This is a genomic window from Rhizobium sp. F40D2 (genome assembly GCF_051810745.2).
In the GTDB taxonomy this organism is placed as follows: Bacteria; Pseudomonadota; Alphaproteobacteria; order Rhizobiales; family Rhizobiaceae; genus Rhizobium.
Genome location: NZ_CM131436.1, coordinates 2796416 through 2815502, shown reverse-complemented (window position 1 = coordinate 2815502; position 19087 = coordinate 2796416). Strand labels below are relative to the sequence as shown.

Genomic DNA, 19087 nt, shown 5'->3' with positions numbered 1-19087 from the left:
GGAGCCTCGTTTACTAGCGAGATTTACAAGTGCCTGCATGCCACCGAAACCGACAAACTGCTGAAATGATCCTCAAAGCCGCGCACAGAAGCCGTCCAGCGCCGCAAGCTTCACCAGCCCCGAAGCCGACACCGCCTCGAACCCCGGCATCTCGAGCGGTTCGCGCAACCTGATGCCTTCAGGCAGACAGAATTCCGCCAGTTTGCGCGTCAGGTTGAAAACGAAGAGCAGTTTTTCGCCGTCCTTTTCCCGGGTGAAGACGAGCAGGTCCTGATTGGTGCCGATGAAGGTCATTTCGCCGTCGATCAGTGCCGGATGGCTCTTCCGGAATGCGAGCGTCTTGCGATAGTGATGCAATACCGAGCTGTCGCTCCCCTCCTGCGTATCCACGGAAAGGGCTGCCTGCTCGTAAGGCACCGGCAGCCAGCTCTTTTCGGCTGAAGTAAAGCCCGCATGCGCCTTGCCCGCCTCCCAGGGCATCGGCGTGCGGCATCCGTCGCGGCCTTTGAAGGCCGGCCAGAAGCGGATGCCGTACGGGTCACGCAGATCTTCGAAGGCAAGCTCCGCCTCCGGCAGGCCGAGCTCCTCGCCTTGATAGAGGCAGATCGAACCGCGCAGCGCCGAAAGCACCGAGATCGCCAGTTTGGCGATGACGGGCCGCTCTTCCTCGGTCAGCGCAAAACGGCTGACGTGTCGCATGACGTCATGGTTTGAGAAAGCCCAGCAGACCCAGCCATCGGTCACGGATTTTTGGAAAGCTTCGACGCAGCTGCGAATATGCTCGGCGGTAAAATCCGGTCCCAGCAGGTCGAAGGTGTAGCACATGTGCAGCTTGTCGCCGCCGCTCGTATAGGCCGCCACCGTCTTCAGCGAACGCGCACCGTCGCCGACCTCGCCGACGGTGGTGCGATCCTCATATTGGTCGAGCAGCACTCGGAAGCGTTTGAGGAAATCGACGTTTTCCGGCTGCGTCTTATCATAGAGGTGATTCTGCATCCCGTAGGGATTGCTGTCGGGCGCATCGAGGCCTGCATCATCCTCATCGGGCTCGTGGGGCGGATTGCTTCTGAGCTGCTTGTCGCAGAAATAATAGTTGACGGTATCCAGCCGGAAGCCGTCGACGCCGCGGTCGAGCCAGAACTTCACCGTCTCCAGCACCGCATCCTGCACTTCCCTGCTATGGAAATTGAGGTCCGGCTGCGAGGTCAGAAAGTTGTGCTGGTAATACTGCCGGCGTACGCCGTCCCACTCCCAGCCCGGCCCGCCGAAGATCGACAGCCAGTTGTTCGGCGCCGTGCCATCGGGCTTCGGATCGGCCCAAACATACCAATCCGCCTTCGGATTGGTTCGGCTCGTCCGGCTTTCGACGAACCAGGGGTGCTGGTCTGATGTATGCGAGATCACCTGGTCGATGACGACCTTGATGCCGAGCCTGTGCGCCTCCGCCATCATCTCGTCGAAATCGCTGAGCGTCCCAAAGATCGGGTCGACGTCGCAATAATCGGAAACATCATAGCCCATATCGGCCATTGGCGACTTGAAGAAAGGCGAAAGCCAGATCGCGTCGACACCGAGACTGGCGATATGCGGCAGCCGGCGGGTAATCCCCTTGAGGTCGCCGAGCCCGTCGCTGTTGGTGTCCTGAAACGAGCGCGGATAAACCTGGTAGATCACCGCGCCGCGCCACCAGTCCGCATTCCCGCCTGCCTGCAATGTCATCGGCTAGATCTCCTCGCTCGTTAGCGCTCGCCACACTAAAGCGGACGAAACAAAAGACAACATATGAGACAGTCATGAAGGTGCTGGAATGTCGCAAAGTATCGTCGCGATCCAACAAAAGGGAGACGGATATAGGCTTGTCCACAACCCGTTTCCCGCCTCCGGATTTGGGGTTGCAACGCGATTCCTTTGCGATAAGGTGCGCACTGACCTGCACGTAAGAGGTCAAATCTCGGGAACAGATGTCTAATAAAGGCGCAAAGCCTAGAAAGGTGGACCCACCATGAACCAGTTCACGAAAAAATTTCTCGCCTCCGCAATGTTTGGCACATTGCTGGCGTTTTCGGCGCATGCGGCCACGCTGAATATTCACAATGGTGGCGACCCGCAATCGCTCGATCCGCAGAAGCTTTCCGGCGACTGGGAGAATCGTATCGCCGGCGACATTTTCGAAGGCTTGGTCACGGAAGATGCCAAGGACAATCCGGTCCCCGGCCAGGCCGAAAGCTGGACCATTTCGCCCGATGGCAAGGTTTACACCTTCAAGCTTCGCGACGGCATCAAGTGGTCCGATGGCCAGCCGGTAACGGCGGGAGACTTCGTCTTCGCCTTCCAGCGCCTCGTCGACCCGAAGAACGCCGCCGATTATGCTTATCTGCAGTTCACCATCAAGAACGCGGAAAAGATCAACAAGGGTGAGATCACCGATCTCAATCAGCTCGGCGTCAAGGCGATCGACGACAAGACGCTTGAAATCACGCTCGAAAACCCGACGCCCTATTTCCTCAACGCTCTGATGCACTACACCGCCTATCCGCTGCCGAAGCACGTCGTCGAAGCGAAGGGCCAGGATTGGGTCAAGATCGGCAACATCGTCACCAACGGACCTTACAAGCCGGTCGAGTGGGTTCCGGGCTCGCATGTCACCACGGTCAAGAACGACCAATGGTACGGCGCCAAGGACCTGAAGATTGATGGCGCCAAGTTCTTCGTGCTCGAGGATCAGGAAGCCGCACTGAAACGTTACCGCGCCGGCGAATTCGATATCCTCACCGATTTCCCCACCGACCAATACGAGTGGATGAAGAAGAACCTGCCGGGCCAGGCGCATGTCGCTCCCTTCTCCGGCCTCTACTACTACGTCATCAATTCGACCAAGCCGCCCTTCGCCGATAAGCGCGTGCGCCAGGCGCTCTCCATGGCGATCAACCGCGAAGTCATCGGCCCGCAGATTCTCGGCACCGGCGAACTGCCGGCCTATTCCTGGGTCCCGCCGGGCACGGCAAACTACGGCGAACCGGCATACGTCTCGTGGAAGGATCTTCCCTACAAGGACAAGGTCGAGGAAGCCAAGAAGCTGCTGAAGGAAGCAGGTTTCGGTCCGGATCATCCGCTGACCGCTGAACTGAAGTACAACACCAACGACAATCACAAGCGCATCGCCGTGGCGATCGCCTCGATGTGGAAGCCGCTCGGCGTCAATGTCGAACTCGTCAATGCCGAGACCAAGGTCCATTATGACCAGTTGCAACGCGGCGAAGTGCAGATCGGCCGCGCCGGCTGGCTGGCCGACTACAACGACCCAGACAACTTCCTGAACCTCCTGGTCACAGGCGTTCAGATGAATTACGGCCGTTGGTCCAATCCTGATTACGACAAGATGATCAAGGACGGCAACGCCGAGACCGATCTCGCCAAGCGCGCGGCAATCTTCAAGAAAGCCGAACAACTGGCGCTCGATGATTCCGCCGCCCTGCCGATCTACTATTATGTTTCGAAGAACGTCGTCTCACCGAAGATCGAAGGCTTCGTCGATAACATCCAGGACATCCACCGCACCCGCTGGCTGTCGATGAAAGAGTAAGGGAAAACGGTCCTTGCCGCGCTTTGCGGCAAGGACCGGCCCACGACCATGATCAAATACGCCCTCCGTCGTTTGCTATCGACGATCCCGGTTCTGTGGATCGCCGTCACAGCCTGTTTTTTCGTTTTGCGCCTTGCCCCCGGCGGCCCTTTCGATGGCGAAAGGCCATTGCCGCCGGTGATCCTGAAAAACCTTGCCGTCCATTACAATCTCGATAAGCCGCTGATCCAGCAGTATCTGATCTATGTCGGCGACCTGCTGCGGGGCGATCTCGGCCCCTCCTTTGCGAGTGAGGATTTCACCGTCGCCCAGCAGATCATGATCGGTCTGCCATACACCTTCACCATCGGCACGGCTGCCTTTCTGATTGCCATCATCGTCGGCGTGGCCGTCGGCTGTCTTGGGGCGCTCTACCAGAACAAGGCTCCGGATTACATTCTGGGCGCCCTTATCCTGGTTGGCGTCGTACTGCCGAATTTCCTGATCGCGCCGATCCTGCAGCTTATCTTCGGCATCCATCTCGCCTGGTTTCCGGTCGGCGGCTGGGGCGACGGGTCGATCAAATACCTGATCCTGCCGATCGTCGTTCTGTCCCTGCCGCATGCAGGCCGCATCTCGCGCATCACCCGCGGCTCGATGATCGAGGTGATGAACCAGAACTTCATCCGCACGGCGAAGGCCAAGGGCATCGGCCCGCGGCTGACGGTGATGCGCCATGCGCTGAAGCCCGCGCTGATGCCGGTCGTCTCCTATCTGGGTCCGGCAGCAAGCTACCTTCTCACCGGCTCGCTGGTCGTCGAGAGCATCTTCGGATTGCCCGGCATCGGCCGCTACTTCGTCAACGCGGCGCTGAACCGCGATTATGGCATGGTTCTCGGTACGGTCATCTTCTACATGGTGTTGATCGTGTTCCTGAACCTTCTGGTCGATATCGCCTATGCCTGGCTGGATCCGAAAGTGAGAAACCGATGATCCTCAACCCCGCAAAACGCGAACTTCTCGCCCAGGAGCTCCTGGAGGCGGAAGGCCTTGCACCTGAAGGCCGCTCGCTCACCAGGGATGCGCTGCGCCGCCTCGGACGCAACAAGGCGGCCGTGCTGTCGATCGTCGTCCTGGCGCTGCTGATCCTGGCAGCCTTCCTCGGCCCCTGGTTCATTCCTTTCAATTACGAGGATCCGGACTGGGCCGCCTTCCGCATCCCGCCCTCGATCGAGACCGGCCATTATTTCGGCACCGACCCGAACGGCCGCGATCTTCTCGCCCGCGTGCTTTATGGCACCCGCATCTCGCTTGCCGTAGCACTGACGGCGACCGTCGTCTCGGTCGTCATCGGCGTGCTCTACGGTGCGATATCCGGCTATATCGGCGGCAGGCTGGACGCGATCATGATGCGCTTCGTCGATATCATGTATGCGCTTCCCTACATCCTCTTCGTCATCCTGCTGATGGTAATCTTCGGCCGCAACGTCTATCTGCTCTTTGCAGCGATCGGCGCGCTGGAGTGGCTAACCATGGCCCGCATCGTGCGCGGCCAGACGCTGTCGATCAAGCATCGCGAATTCATCGAGGCGGCCCGTGCCTCCGGCCAGCGGCCATTCAAGATCATCGTCAAGCACATCATTCCGAACCTCGTCGGACCGGTGGTCATTTTTGCGGCGCTGACTGTTCCTGAAATCATCGCCACCGAAAGCTTCCTTTCCTATCTCGGCTTCGGCGTCCAGGAACCGCTGACCTCGCTCGGCACCCTGATCGCCGAGGGGACCGACGCCATGGAAAGCATGCCCTGGCTGCTGATCTTCCCGGCAAGCTTCCTCGTGGCCCTGCTGCTCAGTCTGCTGTTCATCGGCGACGGCCTGCGCGACGCGTTCGACCCGAAGGATCGCTAAGAATGCCCTACGAAACACAAAAAGACATCCTCCTCGAACTCAAGAATTATTCGATCACCTTCAAGACGCCGGATGGAGAGGTGAAGGCGGTCTCGAACATGAACCTCACCGTCCGGCGCGGCGAGCGCGTTGCCATTGTCGGCGAATCCGGCTCGGGTAAGAGCCAGACCTTCCTCGGCATCATGGGCCTGCTCGCCAAGAACGGCAGAACGACGGGACATGCGCTGCTCGAAGGCAGGGATGTGCTGTCGCTGAAACCGCGCGAGCTCGACCAGATTCGCGGCAAGGACATGGCGATGGTCTTCCAGGATCCGATGACCGCCTTGAATCCGTCGCTCAAGATTTCCCGGCAACTGACCGAACAGCTCGAGGTTCACCGCGGCCTGACGGCACGCGCCGCATCGGACGCTGCCCTCGACATGCTGAAACGTGTCGGCATCCCCGACCCGACGCGGCGCTTCCACCTCTATCCGCATGAGCTTTCCGGCGGCATGCGCCAGCGCATCGTCATTGCCATGGCGCTGCTCACCAAACCGAAGCTGCTCATCGCCGACGAGCCGACGACGGCGCTCGACGTCACCATCCAGGCGCAGATCCTCGATCTCTTTAACGACCTGACGGCGGAGATGAATACGGCGCTGATCATGATCACCCATGATCTCGGCGTCGTCGCCGGCCTCGCCGACCGTGTCGCCGTCATGTATGCCGGTCGCATCGTCGAGGAGGCGCCCGTCGACGAGCTTTTCGACAATCCCGCTCATCCCTATACCGCAGCGCTGCACGCCTCGATCCGACGCCCGGATCAGGATGTCGACGACCTCGTCGTCATCCCCGGGCGCCCGCCGAACCTGCAGCACTTGCCGAAGGGCTGCAATTTCTCGCCCCGCTGTTCGCTGGTCCAGGACGATTGCATCGACCATCCGCCGCCGCTCGAAACACTGGCGCCGCGTCACTGCGCCGCCTGCTATCATCCGTTCCCGCGTCGCGAGGAGTTGCTGAACCATGGCTGACCGATCGCTTCTAAGGGTCGAGAACCTGACGACCCAGTTCGAATTGCCGGCGAAGGGCTTGTTCAAGCCGCCGATTTTCCTCACCGCCGTCAACAATGTCAGCTTCGATCTCGCCGAAGGCCGCACGCTGGGCGTCGTCGGTGAATCCGGCTGCGGCAAGTCGACGCTCGGCCGGTCCATCCTGCGGCTCTTGAAATCGCAAAAGGGCCGCATCCTCTGGCAGGGCCGCAATCTTCTCGACCTCTCGGAGGAGGAAATGCGCGCCGCCCGCCGCGACATGCAGATCATCTTCCAGGATCCGATCGCCTCGCTTGACCCGCGCATGACCGTTGGAGACATTATCGCCGAACCGCTCACCGTTTTCGAGCCGAAGCTTTCGAAGGCCGAGCGCACCGAACGTGTCCGCGAGATCATGACCGCAGTCGGGCTGGTGCCGGAGATGATCAACCGCTATCCCCACGAATTCTCCGGCGGCCAGGCGCAACGCATCGGCATTGCCCGGGCCGTCGTCACCAAGCCGAAGCTGATCATCTGCGATGAACCGGTTTCGGCCCTCGACGTCTCGATCCAGGGGCAGGTGATTACGCTTCTGCGTAAACTGCGTAAGGAATTCGGCCTGACGCTGATCTTCATCAGCCACGACCTTTCCGTCGTCCGCCTGATCTCCGACGATGTGCTGGTGCTCTATCTCGGCCGGGTGGTAGAGGCGGGCGACTGCGCCACCGTCTTCGATCATCCGGCCCATCCCTATACGCAGGCGCTCTTTTCCGCAGCACCGATCCCGGATCCGAAGCTCGCACGCCTGCGCACCCGCATCCGCCTGCAGGGCGATCCACCCTCGCCGCTCAACCCGCCGAAAGGCTGCGTCTTCTCGCCGCGCTGCTGGAAGGCGACCGATATCTGTCGCACCGAAATGCCGCCGACCGAGGAGGTCCGCCCCGGCCAGAAGGCGGCCTGCTATCATATGGACAGGCCATGAGCGGCTACGCAACCTCAGGGTGAAGCGCTTGGAAAAACGGACTTATTTTGGGTTCTAAAGTCCCGGATAAGAAAGATTTATCTGAGCGCATGCTAACTCTATCCCGCCCAATCAAGGGTTAGGGGAATGCATATATGAAATCGAAACTATCGGGATTGATCGCAGTTGCGACTGCGATCATCGCTGCCTCCGCCGTTTCGGCACAGGCCGAAGATCTGAAGTTCACGCTCATCAACGGCACCGACTCCGTCCTGACGCGCTTCTACAGCTCGCCGACGGGAGTCGCCGATTGGGAGGAAGACGTCTTCGGCGAAGACGTTCTCGATCCGGGCGAAAGCATCGATATCACCATCGCCGACGGCCGCACCGTCTGCAAATACGATATGCGCTTCGAATTCGAGGAAGGCTCAAACCTCGCGACCACCGAAGATACGCAGGATCTTTGCCAGATGGGCAGCTACACGATCCACGAATAGGCAGCCTTCGCCGGCGCCCGCCTTCGCCTCGTCTGCGAAGACGGGCTTTTTACCTCCTGCGATATCGGCATCTACGATATCAACGCTTGTCACTCCGTCTGGCTCCGCGTATCAGCGATGAAGAGCAGTGCCGGGAGGACAAGGTGAGCAGACGGTTTCTATCGATCGGTGAATGCATGGTGGAACTCTCGCAGGCCGGCGACGGCCTGCTGCGCAAAGGTTTCGCCGGCGATACGTTCAACACCGCCTGGTATGCCCGCGCCTGCCTTGGCCCCGACTGGTCGGTCGATTATTTCACGGCGCTTGGCGACGACGCCATGTCGGATGAGATGGTGGCCTTCATCGACAAGGCGGGCATCGGCACGAGCCTCATCCGCCGCATCAGGGGCAAGACTCCCGGCCTTTACATGATCAATCTGAAGAACGGCGAACGCTCCTTCAGCTACTGGCGCGACAGTTCGGCGGCCCGCAGCCTGGCCGCCGATCCCGACAGCCTGCGCGAGGCGGTGGAGAGCGCTGACCTCGTCTATTTCTCCGGCATCACCCTTGCCATCCTACCGCAGGAGGACGCCGCAACGCTGCTCGCCGAGATCCGCCGCGCCAAGGCCGCCGGCAAGCTTGTGGTGTTCGACCCAAACATCCGCCCCCGCCTGTGGTCGAGCTATGACATCATGCACGCGACGATCAGCGAGGGCGCACGCTCCTCCGTCCTCGTCATGCCGAGCTTCGACGACGAAGCCGCCCATTTCGGTGACGATTCAATTGAAGCGACGGTCAACCGCTATCGCGCGCTGGGCGCCATCCATATCGTCGTCAAGAATGGTGCGGACGGAGTTAGGCTGAATTTCTCCGGCGAGGAGAGCTTCGTTCCGGCCGAGAAGGTTGAGCAAGTGGTTGATACTACAAGTGCCGGCGACAGCTTCAACGGCGCCTTCCTTGCGCACTATCTGGAAACGGGGAACGCAACCGCCGCCGCCCGCTTCGCCGCAGGCGTCGCAGCCCGTGTTGTCAGCGAACACGGCGCATTGGTAGCAAAGGAAAAACTGGGATTGGATGGCGCCTAAGCCCGCGCATGATAAATGGCACGAATGTCATGCAAGAGGCGCTTCCCGCCTTGTCGCATTCTGCCCCTGTTAGAGGGGATAAGAGATCACGACTTCGTCGGCCGATCTGACTCGCGAACCGCCTCGTCATGATACCAGCAGCTGTCGAGCGCCGCGTCGCAAATATCGGCTGCCTCGCGCTCCATCAGCCGGGCGCGCTCGAGCCGGCTTGCGGCCCGCGTCGGCTTGACGGGAAACTGATAGATCGTTGCGGATTCACGATGGAAACCGGTGGGCATGAGATCGCCTCCATTCAGTTCGGCGCATCAACATTCAAGGCCACGACCATAACACGATGCACATAGTTTATGCAAGTTGCACAAATTATATGCATCTTTACATTATGATTGATCGATACGCTATCTGTGCCGAGAGCGGCCGCCTATTTGTTCAACACTTGATCACTCCCGGCTAACGCCGAAATTTTCATCCGGTTCCGAAGGGGAAATTCGGTTTCGTGCTGATGATACGGCCCTCCCCCATCGAAATGGGGTGGTTTTGACAAAAGAAAAATGCATCTAGACCGACTGATTTGCGATTTTTCGTGTCCTGTCGGCCGAACTGGCACGCTACGTGCTTTTGAAGGCGCATCCCCTGGCGGTTGGGTGCGCTTGCGCGCCGAGATCGTCTCCGGATTTGCTCACCTTCGTAGCATTGAGAGAGTCACGATGACAAAATATAAGCTCGAGTATATTTGGCTCGATGGGTACACTCCGGTACCGAACCTGCGTGGCAAGACGCAGATCAAGGAATTCGACGTATTCCCGACGCTGGAACAGCTTCCGCTCTGGGGCTTCGACGGTTCGTCGACCATGCAGGCCGAAGGCCGCAGCTCCGATTGCGTGCTAAAGCCGGTCGCCATCTATCCCGACCCGGCCCGCACGAACGGCGCGCTGGTCATGTGCGAAGTCATGATGCCCGATGGCGTCACGCCGCACCCGAGCAACGCTCGCGCGACCATCCTCGACGACGAAGATGCCTGGTTCGGCTTCGAGCAGGAATATTTCTTCTATCAGAACGGCCGTCCGCTCGGCTTCCCTGAGCAGGGTTACCCGGCTCCGCAGGGCCCCTACTACACCGGCGTCGGTTATTCGAACGTCGGCGATGTCGCCCGCGAAATCGTCGAAGAACATCTCGACCTCTGCCTCGCTGCCGGCATCAACCACGAAGGCATCAATGCCGAAGTGGCCAAGGGCCAGTGGGAATTCCAGATATTCGGCAAGGGCTCCAAGAAGGCTGCCGACCAGATCTGGATGGCACGCTACCTGCTGCAGCGCCTGACCGAAAAATACGGCATCGACATCGAGTATCACTGCAAGCCGCTCGGCGATACCGACTGGAACGGTTCGGGCATGCATTGCAACTTCTCGACCAAGTACATGCGCGAAGTCGGCGGCAAGGCCTATTTCGAAGCACTGATGGCGCAGTTCGAAAAGAACCTGATGGACCACATCAACGTCTACGGTCCTGACAACGACAAGCGCCTGACCGGTAAACACGAAACGGCACCGTGGAACAAGTTCTCCTACGGCGTTGCCGACCGTGGTGCCTCGATCCGCGTCCCGCACTCCTTCGTCAAGAACGACTACAAAGGCTATCTGGAAGATCGCCGCCCGAACTCGCAGGGCTGCCCCTACCAGATCGCTTCGCAGGTTCTGAAGACGATTTCGGAAGTTCCGACTGCAAGCTCGGCTTCCGCTGCTGCCTAACCTCCCAAACGGCGCCGGTCCACGACCGGCGCCGTCCTTCTTTCCGCATGAAAACCGCGATCGGCCGCTGACATATTCGCGGGGATCGGGCCGCTGAAAGGCCTGCAAACGCTAGCGTGCGGCTGTAATATTTCCATCATGGTCATGCCTCAAAATAGGCAAGCGGGAATCGCCGTTCCGGAACCCCGCTTTGGGGTTGAGCGTTGGCATATCGATGCAACGGGGATGGAAATCGTGACATGCTGCAACGTCCGGCAAACACTCATCACAGCGAGAGCTGGGCCAATGCTGCAGCCGCCGGCAACCTGCCCGAACGGTTGGCGATCATCACCGACGCCTGGCATCCGCAGGTCAACGGCGTTGTGCGCTCGATCGAGAACACCAATCGCGAGCTGGCCAAGATGGGCGTGGCTGTTTCGATGGTGACGCCGGAGCGCTTCAACAGCATCCCCTGCCCGACGTATCCCGAGATCCGCCTGTCGATCGCCAATTACCGCCGCATCGCCCGTGAGATCGAAAAACACAATCCCTCCTATGTGCATATCGCCACGGAAGGGCCGCTGGGGCTGACCGCCCGCCGCTGGTGCCTGCGCAAGGGCATGCCCTTCTCCACCAGCTACCACACGCGCTTTCCCGAATATGTTTCCGCCCGCCTGCCGATTCCGCAAAGCTGGCTTTATGCCTTCGTGCGCTGGTTCCATAATGGCGGCGCCGGCTGCATGGTCGCCACCCCGAGTCTTGCTCGCGAGCTTTCGGCACGCGGAATCAAGAACCTGATGCCCTGGACCCGAGGAATCGACGCCACGCAATTCCATCCCATGCCGCTCGAGGAGAAGCCGTTCGGCCTTTCCCGCCCGATCTTCATGACGGTCGGCCGCGTGGCGCTGGAAAAGAACCTGCCGGCCTTTCTCGATCTCGACCTGCCCGGTTCGAAGGTCGTCGTTGGCGACGGCCCGGCGCGCGCCGAACTGGAGCAGCGCTATCCCGATGTGCAGTTTACCGGTGTGAAGTTCGGCGAGGAGCTGGCCAAAGCCTATGCCCAGGCCGACGTCTTTGTCTTTCCGTCGCTCACCGATACGTTCGGCAACACCATCCTTGAAGCGCTGGCATCGGGCGTCCCGGTCGCCGCCTATCCGGTCACCGGCCCGCTCGATATCATCGGCGAAGACAGCGAGGTGGGCGCGCTCGACCAGGACCTTCAGGCCGCCTGCCTTGCCGCCCTCTCCGCCTCGCGCACCAAGGCGCGTGAGCTTGCCATGCAATATTCCTGGGAAGCGGCGACGCTGCAGTTCATCAACAATATTCGCGCCGCCAACGGCGTCATTACGCCGAAATGGAAAAAGGCCTGGCAGTTTGCCAAATCGCTGCCAAGAAGCAGAAAGCCCGGCGAAACCGTCGGGCCTCTCCCCTCCGCGGAGTGATGCTCTTACTCACGCAAAGCGTATCGTTCGCAACGGCGATTGCGCTTTGCGCCGCAGGCGTTTCGGCAGTCGCTTCCAACAGCACGAAGTCACGGATCGTGCCGTTGTAGCATCGACGCGGCGCGAACGCCGGCGGGGAGCCGCGATACGGTGGATCTCACCCGGCTACAGGCTGAGATCGTGGCGCTGCGCGAAGCGCTGGACAAGAGCACGGCTTAAGGTCAAGACAACCGATATAGGGCGCGCCTGGGGCACCGGCGCCCCAAAAGCCCCCTACGTCCGCCTCTTCTTGCCTTCGAACGGATTCTCAGCTGAACGGAAATGGATACGGATCGGCACACTCGGCATGTCGAAATCGGCGCGCAACCCGTTGATCAGATAACGTGTATAGGATTCCGGCAGTGCATCCGAACGGGTGCAGGAGATCATGAAGGCCGGCGGGCGAGCCTTGACCTGTGTCATATATTTCAACTTGATCCGGCGGCCGGAGACGGCCGGTGGCGGATGCTGGATCTGCTGCGTTTCCAGCCAGCGATTAAGCTTCGCCGTCGAAATGCGCTTGTTCCAGACCCTGTCCGTGTCGATGATCGACTGCATCAGCTTGTCGAGGCCCCAGCCGGTCTGGCCGGAGATCGGCACGGCGCGGATGCCGCGCGCCTGCGGCAGCAGCCGGTCGGTCTTTTCGCGCAGGTCGGCAAGCACCGCCTGCCGGTCTTCGATCATGTCCCACTTGTTGAAGGCGAGCACGGCGGCGCGGCCTTCACGTAGCACGAGATCGACGATCTGCAGATCCTGCTTCTCGAAAGGGATCGTCGCATCGAAGACGATGACGACGGTTTCGGCAAAACGGATGGCGCGCAGCGCGTCGGCGACGGAAAGCTTCTCCAGCTTCTCGGTCACCCGCGCCTTGCGGCGCATGCCTGCGGTATCGAACATTTTGATGGTGCGGCCGCGCCAATCCCATTCGACCGAAATGGAATCGCGGGTAATGCCTGCCTCCGGCCCGGTCAAAAGCCGGTCCTCGCCGAGGAAACGGTTGATCAGCGTCGACTTTCCGGCATTCGGCCGGCCGACGATCGCCACCCTGAGCGGCTTGGTGTCGTCATAGACGGGCTCTTCGTCCTCATCTTCGCCTTCACCCGCGGCCTGGGAAATATCGACGTTGGTGACGGCGACATCCTCCTTGGCATAGGCCCGATCCTTGCCGATCGCCTCGACGATCGCGTCGCGCAGATCGAGCATGCCCTCGCCGTGTTCGGCCGAAATCGGCGTCGGCTCGCCGAGCCCGAGCGTATAGGCGTCGTAGAAGCCACTGTCGGAGCCGCGCGCTTCGGATTTATTGGCGACCAGCACCACCGGCTTGCCGCGCCGGCGCAGCATTTCGGCAAGAGCAGTGTCGACGGGCGTCAGCCCGTTCTTGGCATCGACGACGAAAAGCGAAAGATCGGCCTCGTCGATCGCCGCTTCCGTCTGGGCGCGCATCCGTCCCTGCAGGCTTTCTTCGTCGGCCTCTTCCAGACCGGCCGTGTCGATAATGGTAAAGGTCAGGCCCATCAGCCGCGCATCGCCCGGCCGGCGGTCGCGGGTCACGCCCGGCGTGTCGTCGACAAGCGCCAGCTTCTTTCCCACCAGGCGGTTGAAAAGCGTCGACTTGCCGACATTCGGACGACCGACGATCGCGACCGTGAAACTCATTCTTTTTCCTTAAAACTCAGCCCTGCGCGGCGGGCGCCTTGCCGGATGCGGTAATGAGATCAAGCATCATATGAGCGCGATTGGCAACATTGCGCGGGCTGTCGGTATCGTCGACGATCGACTGGAACCATTGCCGCGCCTGCGCCATGTTGCCGGCCTTATAGGAAGCAAGGCCGAGCGCTTCACGCGCCGAATGGCGGAAGGCGTTGCCCGGCACGGCCATTTCCTCGATCGCGGCCGAAACCTGTTCGTAGGAGCCGTTTTCGATCAGCAGCCAGCCAGCCCGCATCTTGGCGGCATCGCGCACGGCAGCCGGAACACCATTGTCCTTGCCGATCTCGTTGAAGGCGGCAATCGCCGCGGCAGCATCGCCCTTCTGCGCCTGAACGGTCGCCGCCCGCATGCGCGCCAGCACCGGATAGGCGCCATGGCCTTCCTTTTCGAGCTTATCGAGCGCGGCCAGCGCCTCGTCGTTCTTGTTCTCGTCGGCAAGCTTCATCGCCGCCAGGAACTGGTCACCGGCGCCGGAGGAGCGGGTATCGTCCCAGTATTCATAGAGAACCTTGCCGGCGGTGCCGACGACGATCAGGATGGCGACGACGATGATATAGCGGCCGAAGCGGCGCCAGACACCCTTCATCTGGTCGGACCGCAATTCCTCATTGACTTCACGGATGAAGCTGTCGTCGTTGAATGCCATTCTCGTCTCCGGCCGCGGAAATACCCAACACTATGCAAGATGCATATTGCCGGGCCTTCTACCCCATTTTGCCGCAGTTGTAAGGGGGATATGAAAGATTCGTTACATGACCAGCGGCGAAACGCCGATCAGCCATTCGTGCAGCTTCCAGATGATCAGCGCCCAGACGACGATGCCGATGACGATCGCATAGAGATCGTATTTGGCTGACACGAACGGCCGGAGCACGATCTCGCCCGCCCGCTGCCGCCGTTTCAGCGAAATGCGCAGTATGACGCCCCAGGCGAGAAAGGCTGCAAACAGCAGCACCGACGAGGTCTCGCCATTGGCGAGCAGATGCGCCAGCGCCCAGATCTTCACCGACAGCACCATCGGATGTTTGGTCTTGGTCGCAATATGCCCCGCCGGCAGCAGCGAGGCGACCAGACAGATCATCGCGATCAGCATCAGTGTAATGGTGATATGCGCCATCCAGACCGGCGGATTGTAAATCATGCCGGTCGCCTGCCGGGCCTGGCCGAATCCGTAGATCAACAGGATCAGCGTCGCCAGACTGGCGATCGAATAAGCCGCCCGCCAGCCCTTCTCGCCGAGGCTTGCGATCATCGAGGCGCGGAAGCCGGGGGCGACTACCCGCACCAGATGCACCCCGAGGAAAAGTATGATGCCGACGATAAGCAATGTCATGGCGAGTCCCTTCCGTGCCGTTTGTCATGGCTTAGCGGCTGGCGGGAAAAAATACCAGTTGAGACCGCAGCTTCGCCGCAATTCTATCGGAGGGAAACCGCGAACAAATTGTCACGGTGTCCATGTCTCGTCCTCTCCTCTCCGCCTGTCTGACTGCCTCCTTCCTTCTGCCTGTCACGGCAGAGGCGGCCGACCGGCCGAAACAGCTGGTCATCATCTCGTTCGACGGTGCCCACGACAATGCGCTCTGGCTGAAGAGCCGCGAGATGGCCGCGAAGAACGGTGCCCACTTCACCTATTTCCTCTCCTGCACCTTCCTGATGAACGAGGCGGCGAAGAAGGCCTACCAGGCGCCGCACCAGAAACGCGGAAAATCAAATGTCGGCTTCGCCCAAAGCGACGACGAGATCCGCGAACGCCTCGGCAATGTCTGGCACGCCCATCTTGAAGGTCACGACCTATCGAGCCACGCCTGCGGCCATTTCGACGGCCGCGAGTGGAGCGAGGCCGACTGGTCGACCGAATACGCCACCTTCCACGCAACCCTGAAGAATGCTTGGAAAAGCGTCGGTCTTGAGGAGCCGGCCGGCTGGCAGGATCTCGTCGATCACGGCATCAAAGGTTTCCGCGCGCCCTATCTTTCCGCGACCGCGGGCGCCGACATGATCGCCGCTGAAAAGAAAGCGGGCTTCAGCTACGACGCAAGCCTCGTCACCAAAGGCCCGGCCATGCCTGTCGAGGAAGATGGAATCATCCGCTTCGGCCTGCCGCTGATCCCTGAAGGCCCAAGCGAAAAACCGATCATCGGCATGGACTACAATCTCTTCGTCCGCCACTCCAAGGGCGAGGAAGACACCGCAGATAGCGCGGCCTTCGAGCAGCGCGCCTATTCAGCCTTCAAAGAGGCTTTCGACAAGCAATATGCTGGCAGCCGAATCCCCCTCCAACTCGGCTTCCATTTCGTCGAGATGAACGGCGGCGCCTACTGGCGCGCCCTCGATCGTCTGGTCAGCGATGTCTGCCATCGAGCGGATGTCGCCTGCGTCAGCTATTCCGAAGCGATCCCGATGATCGAGGCGCGCGGAATATTGCAGCAGACGTCGGGGCTGTAACGGGATAGTTTTTAAAGCGAGACGTCGAAGCCCGAGGGGGCGGATGAGGGGCTGCACGGCACGCCGAAGCGTCTTTCCATCGGCCCACCGCCGCCCGGACAAACCTCACCCATCAACCATCAGCGTGTACGGCGCCCACCTCACGCTCCAGGTAACGCTGATCGATCTCCGGCAGCGGCTCGTCGTCGATTGCCGCCTCGAAGGCCTTCAAGCGTTTGTGGATGGAAAGAAGCTCGATGATCGTTGTCCAGGAGTTGACCAGGTACTGGAACGAGTTGCTGACCTGCCCGAAGGCAGTCGAGATCTGCTGGAAGATACCGTAGGTGATCGTGCCCGCCACGATCGTCGGCACCAGCATGAAGACCACGAAGAGTGCGTCGGCCTGAATATAGAAATAGCGGGCGACGTTGAAATACATGTAGTGGAAATACATGCGGTAATAGTTCCGGCGAACGTTGCCGAAGAGCTCCCCGACGGTCAGCGGCTGAGCCCGTTCCGCATGGTCCTCGCCATAGACCAGCTCCTTGCGATAGGCCGCTTCGACGCGCTGGTTGCGGAAGTTCAGGCCCGGCAGCTTGACACCCGCGACCGCCAGCAAAACCGTTCCGAACGTCGACCAGAAGAGCGCCAGCCAGAAGAGCGAATTCGCCACCGGTCCAATGAACGGCAGTTCCGTGACATAATGCGACAGCGCCAGAAGGATCGGAAGGAATACCACGAGCGTCATCACCGAGTTGATCAGGCTGATGCCAAGACCTTCGAGCGTGCTCGAAAAGCGCATCGTGTCTTCCTGAACGCGCTGCGAGGCGCCTTCGATGTGACGCAGCTTTTCCCACTTCGACATGTAGAAATTGTTCATCGCCGTGCGCCAACGGAAGATGTAGTGGCTGGTGAAAAAGTCGGTCATGATCGACACGAACATGCTGAGAAATGCGATCTGACAGAAGACCCACATCAGGCTGTAGAAATTGTCGACGGAAATGCCTGGCTGCTTCGACAATGCATTCTGCAGGAGGTCGCCGAACGGCCGGCGCCAGTTATTGATCACGACGCTGATCTGGACGCCGAAGTAGGTGACGAAAATAATCAGCGCCGAACCCCAGATCGACCACAGTTTCCAAGGGTGGTGCAGCGCCTTCAGATGCCATGCGCCGCAGAAGATCACCGCCGTAAGGAAGAAATAGCTGTAGAACCAGACATTTTCGGGCAGCAGGAAGAACGAGAGGTCGATTGGCTGCTGTTCCTCAGCAACCGGCGCATAACCCATCGATACACCGAGATGAGCGGCAAAGAGATACCAGCCGGCGATGGAAATCAGCGTCCAAACAACAAGCGAGGTAAAGAACGCCTTCGGCTGCGGAAAAAAGGAATGAAACACGGGGAGCTTTGCTTTCCTGAACTGTGAGTCTCGGGAGTGTCGTGGAACACTGATTTTGCCGGAAACTAAGGCAGTTCGAAGGAAGCAGCAATGGGTTCAGCCGATTGTTACGCAGATGTAACGGGTTAAGCGATTTTCTTGATCACCGGCATCACCAGCCCCGCGCAAACAAGAAGAGCCGCGGCCGCGATCACCGTTGGGGCGGTGAAATTGCCGCTGCGTTCGGCGATCCAGCCGGCAACGACAGGCCCGACGATCTGGCCGACACCGAAGGCTGCGGTCATCATCGCCAGGATCCGCCGCGGGCTCTCCGGCGAAAGCTTTCGGCCGATCTGCAGGCCGTAAGCGGTGATCGCCAGGAAGGTCGCGCCGAACAGCGCCCCGCCGATCAGCGGTGCCGCAGAGTGCGGCAGCATCACCGTTGCGAGCACTCCGGCGGCTTCGACCAGAAGTGCTGCGACATAGACGCCGCCGAGCCCGAGCGGCCTGACCAACGGCTTCCAGGCAAACAGCGCCACCGCCGACGTCAGGCCGGCGATGAACCAGCAGAGAAATTCGACGAAGGCACCTGTGGCGGACAGGCGGGCGATGGTGACGAGGAAGGTCGCGGTGATGACGTAGCCGAAGCCGAACAGGCCGTAGGACAGCGTGATCAGCACCATCGGCCGGCTCCAGACGAGAGCCGGCTCTTTGCCCGTGCGCGCCGATTGCGCCGGCGCCGACGGCAAGAGCAGGAAGACGACGACAAGGCTTGCCGCGCAGTAGAGCGCGCCGCCGATCCAGTCGGCCCGCCAGCCGCCCGGCCCGTCGTGAAAGCCGAGGCTGATGAAAAACACCATGATCGAGGACAGCGCGATCCCCGCCCCCGGACCGCCGAAATGCGCCGCCTGCACATGGTCGTTGCCGGCGGCAGCCCCGTGGCTGAGCACGATCGATGAGGTGAAAACCATCGCAAAGGCGCTGGCGAGGCCGGCCAGGAAGCGGATGACGGCAAAGACCGCGACGGAATTTGTGGCGGCCATGGCGGCGAGCAGGATTGCGGTGGCCAGCAGTGCCAGCAGCGCCACCAGCCGTTCGCGCCCCGCCGCCCAGCCATAGGCGGCTAGCACGGCGCCGACGAGATAACCGACGAAATTGGCTGAAGCGATAAAACCTGCATCCGCCGCCGAAAGCGGCACGCCACTCATCATGCCGGGCAGGATCGGCGTGTAGGAGAAACGCCCGAAGCCCATGGCCGCTGCCATTGCAACGGCGCCAGCGGCGGCGGTGGAAGCAAGGTTGGGCGAGGAATGACGAATGCGCTCAAGCATGCAGCGCTTATCGCGCCGCAGCACCTGCACGACAATCA

17 protein-coding genes and 2 pseudogenes are annotated in these 19087 nt (G+C 60.6%); 11 read left to right on the top strand and 8 right to left on the bottom strand.

Going from position 1 to position 19087, the window contains the following annotated elements; genetic code table 11:
* Positions 1–72 precede the first annotated feature (72 nt).
* Positions 73–1719: a beta-galactosidase BglA gene (gene bglA, locus ACS4RS_RS13440; protein WP_439010586.1), complete on the bottom strand. Its 1647-nt coding sequence runs from the start codon at positions 1717–1719 to the stop codon at positions 73–75.
* 283 nt (positions 1720–2002) lie between these two features.
* Here bglA and ACS4RS_RS13435 point away from each other — a divergent pair, with 283 nt between their 5' ends.
* The 7 genes from ACS4RS_RS13435 (at position 2003) to ACS4RS_RS13405 (ending at position 8998) form a co-directional block, all read left to right on the top strand.
* The gene (locus ACS4RS_RS13435; RefSeq protein ID WP_439010587.1) at positions 2003–3583 is read left to right on the top strand and encodes an ABC transporter substrate-binding protein; all 1581 of its coding nucleotides are present in this window, start codon (positions 2003–2005) and stop codon (positions 3581–3583) included.
* 48 nt (positions 3584–3631) lie between these two features.
* Positions 3632–4555: an ABC transporter permease subunit gene (locus tag ACS4RS_RS13430; RefSeq protein WP_003592968.1), complete on the top strand. Its 924-nt coding sequence runs from the start codon at positions 3632–3634 to the stop codon at positions 4553–4555.
* Positions 4552–5469 carry an ABC transporter permease gene (locus ACS4RS_RS13425; protein ID WP_003592967.1) on the top strand — a complete coding sequence of 306 codons (918 nt, stop codon included), beginning with the start codon at positions 4552–4554 and terminating at the stop codon, positions 5467–5469. The genes ACS4RS_RS13430 and ACS4RS_RS13425 overlap by 4 nt, the downstream gene beginning before the upstream one ends.
* Before the next feature lie 2 nt (positions 5470–5471).
* Positions 5472–6479 carry an ABC transporter ATP-binding protein gene (locus ACS4RS_RS13420; RefSeq protein ID WP_449313685.1) on the top strand — a complete coding sequence of 336 codons (1008 nt, stop codon included), beginning with the start codon at positions 5472–5474 and terminating at the stop codon, positions 6477–6479.
* Positions 6472–7458, top strand: a complete 987-nt coding sequence (locus tag ACS4RS_RS13415) for an ABC transporter ATP-binding protein (RefSeq protein ID WP_012558549.1) — start codon at positions 6472–6474, stop codon at positions 7456–7458. The genes ACS4RS_RS13420 and ACS4RS_RS13415 overlap by 8 nt, the downstream gene beginning before the upstream one ends.
* Before the next feature lie 134 nt (positions 7459–7592).
* On the top strand, positions 7593–7934 hold the full coding sequence (locus ACS4RS_RS13410; protein ID WP_439010589.1) for a hypothetical protein: 342 nt from the start codon (positions 7593–7595) through the stop codon (positions 7932–7934).
* A gap of 143 nt (positions 7935–8077) precedes the next feature.
* Complete coding sequence (locus ACS4RS_RS13405) at positions 8078–8998, top strand: PfkB family carbohydrate kinase (RefSeq protein ID WP_439010590.1); 921 nt, start codon at positions 8078–8080, stop codon at positions 8996–8998.
* 86 nt (positions 8999–9084) lie between these two features.
* On the opposite strand, the gene gstI is transcribed toward ACS4RS_RS13405, so the two are convergent.
* A complete protein-coding gene (gene gstI / locus ACS4RS_RS13400) occupies positions 9085–9276 on the bottom strand; it encodes a glutamine synthetase translation inhibitor GstI (RefSeq protein ID WP_439010591.1) in 192 nt (63 codons plus the stop codon).
* A 429-nt stretch (positions 9277–9705) separates the two neighbouring features.
* Between gstI and ACS4RS_RS13395 the strand changes: the two genes are divergently transcribed.
* Positions 9706–10746 (top strand): glutamine synthetase beta-grasp domain-containing protein, encoded by a 1041-nt coding sequence (locus ACS4RS_RS13395; protein WP_283197882.1) that lies wholly within the window; start codon positions 9706–9708, stop codon positions 10744–10746.
* A gap of 239 nt (positions 10747–10985) precedes the next feature.
* Positions 10986–12167 carry a glycosyltransferase gene (locus ACS4RS_RS13390; protein WP_439010592.1) on the top strand — a complete coding sequence of 394 codons (1182 nt, stop codon included), beginning with the start codon at positions 10986–10988 and terminating at the stop codon, positions 12165–12167.
* 16 nt (positions 12168–12183) lie between these two features.
* Here the strand turns inward: ACS4RS_RS13390 and ACS4RS_RS13385 are convergent.
* A pseudogene (locus tag ACS4RS_RS13385) lies at positions 12184–12301 on the bottom strand (lipase); the annotation flags it as partial.
* Here ACS4RS_RS13385 and ACS4RS_RS13380 point away from each other — a divergent pair.
* Positions 12300–12386 (top strand): annotated as a pseudogene (locus tag ACS4RS_RS13380) (MarR family transcriptional regulator); the annotation flags it as partial. The pseudogenes ACS4RS_RS13385 and ACS4RS_RS13380 sit on opposite strands and share 2 nt — an antisense overlap.
* A gap of 54 nt (positions 12387–12440) precedes the next feature.
* Here the strand turns inward: ACS4RS_RS13380 and der are convergent.
* The 3 genes from der to ACS4RS_RS13365 form a co-directional block, all read right to left on the bottom strand.
* Positions 12441–13862, bottom strand: a complete 1422-nt coding sequence (der, locus tag ACS4RS_RS13375) for a ribosome biogenesis GTPase Der (RefSeq protein ID WP_439010593.1) — start codon at positions 13860–13862, stop codon at positions 12441–12443.
* Positions 13863–13878: 16 nt separating this feature from the next.
* Positions 13879–14562, bottom strand: a complete 684-nt coding sequence (locus ACS4RS_RS13370; RefSeq protein WP_439010594.1) for a tetratricopeptide repeat protein — start codon at positions 14560–14562, stop codon at positions 13879–13881.
* A gap of 102 nt (positions 14563–14664) precedes the next feature.
* Entirely contained in the window at positions 14665–15249 is a 585-nt protein-coding gene (locus ACS4RS_RS13365) for an NnrU family protein (protein WP_439010595.1), read from the bottom strand.
* Positions 15250–15371: 122 nt separating this feature from the next.
* On the opposite strand from ACS4RS_RS13365, the gene ACS4RS_RS13360 reads away from it, so the two are divergent.
* Positions 15372–16361 (top strand): polysaccharide deacetylase, encoded by a 990-nt coding sequence (locus ACS4RS_RS13360; RefSeq protein WP_439010596.1) that lies wholly within the window; start codon positions 15372–15374, stop codon positions 16359–16361.
* 112 nt (positions 16362–16473) lie between these two features.
* Here ACS4RS_RS13360 and sbmA read toward each other — a convergent pair whose 3' ends face one another.
* Entirely contained in the window at positions 16474–17739 is a 1266-nt protein-coding gene (gene sbmA, locus ACS4RS_RS13355) for a peptide antibiotic transporter SbmA (protein WP_439010597.1), read from the bottom strand.
* A 125-nt stretch (positions 17740–17864) separates the two neighbouring features.
* Positions 17865–19049, bottom strand: coding sequence for a YbfB/YjiJ family MFS transporter (locus tag ACS4RS_RS13350; protein ID WP_439010598.1), 1185 nt, complete (start codon positions 19047–19049; stop codon positions 17865–17867).
* Positions 19050–19087 lie beyond the last annotated feature (38 nt).